The following is a 1,035-nucleotide window of genomic DNA, read 5'->3' as shown; positions in this document are numbered from 1 at the left end:
TAACGTGAGTTCGACATAAGCAATCAAAAGATAGTCAGTTGGTTGTCGGAATAGGTTTCGACGGAGATGGAAGGTTTCTTAGGGAAGAAGCAGTACGCGGCGATTGCGGCGACGGCATTGACGATGAAGTTGTTGAACGAGCGATGCCTTGAATGCTCCAGCTGCGCGATGTTCTTGAGTTCGTCATTGACAGACTCTATGACCGCCCTTTTGCGGAGCAGTATCTTGTCGGAGACGCTCATCAGGCAGTTCTTCATGTTGTTCTTCACCTTGGTTATCAGTTGGATGCCGTCGACGAACAGTTCCTCGAACAGCTCTTTCGATATGTATCCTTTGTCACCGACCAGCTTCCCGTAGATCTCCTTGACGAAGCCCATGGACTTGAGCGGCTCGCGGTCGTCGACGTCGGCCGGAGTGAACATGAAGGAGAGGATCTCTCCTTTCTCGTTGATGATCAGGTGCAGCTTGAATCCGAAGAACCACCCCATCGAGCACTTTCCCCGTGCGGCGATGCCCTTGAAGACCTTGTGGCAGTGGATGCGCTGGTTGCGGCACACCCGCATGGCGGTGGAATCCACGAAGCTGATGCCTGTACACTTGCCTAGAAGGACGTGCTTGACGAATACGAGCAGCAGCAGTGCTACGTCACGTTCCAACTCGACGAACCTGTTGTACGACACGGTCTTAGGGAACAGGTGTGTCCAGTGCCGGCAGACGAATTCAAGGTAGAAATGCTTCAGGCAACGGTGTGCGCCCATGTGGAAAGCGACCAGGATGGTGATGACCTCGGCGTCCGACAGACGGTTGGGCTTGTTGCGGTGGCGTTTCCCGTCGGGTTCTTCCAATGCGTTAGTTTTTGCCGTTTCGCTGTAAAACTTGCAGAAATCGTCTGCCAGGCAATAAATTTCCGTAATTTTGTCCTCTGATAATAACATAGCGTGCTTTTTTGTATTTGTTTATTTTACACCACAAATATACGAAAAATATCGCTATGTTATTCTTTTTCAATATGTTATTTTATATCGAACTCACGTT

At 50.0% G+C, this 1,035-nt stretch carries 1 protein-coding gene; it reads right to left on the bottom strand.

Going from position 1 to position 1,035, the window contains the following annotated elements; translation table 11 throughout:
* Window positions 1-23: 23 nt before the first annotated feature.
* The gene (locus MJZ25_16750) at window positions 24-845 is read right to left on the bottom strand and encodes an IS982 family transposase (protein MCQ2125808.1); all 822 of its coding nucleotides are present in this window, start codon (window positions 843-845) and stop codon (window positions 24-26) included.
* Window positions 846-1,035 lie beyond the last annotated feature (190 nt).

It is taken from the genome of Fibrobacter sp. (assembly GCA_024399065.1).
In the GTDB taxonomy this organism is placed as follows: Bacteria; Fibrobacterota; Fibrobacteria; order Fibrobacterales; family Fibrobacteraceae; genus Fibrobacter.
The sequence above is the reverse complement of the archived record's forward strand: the minus strand, read 5'-3'. Positions and strand labels throughout refer to the sequence as shown.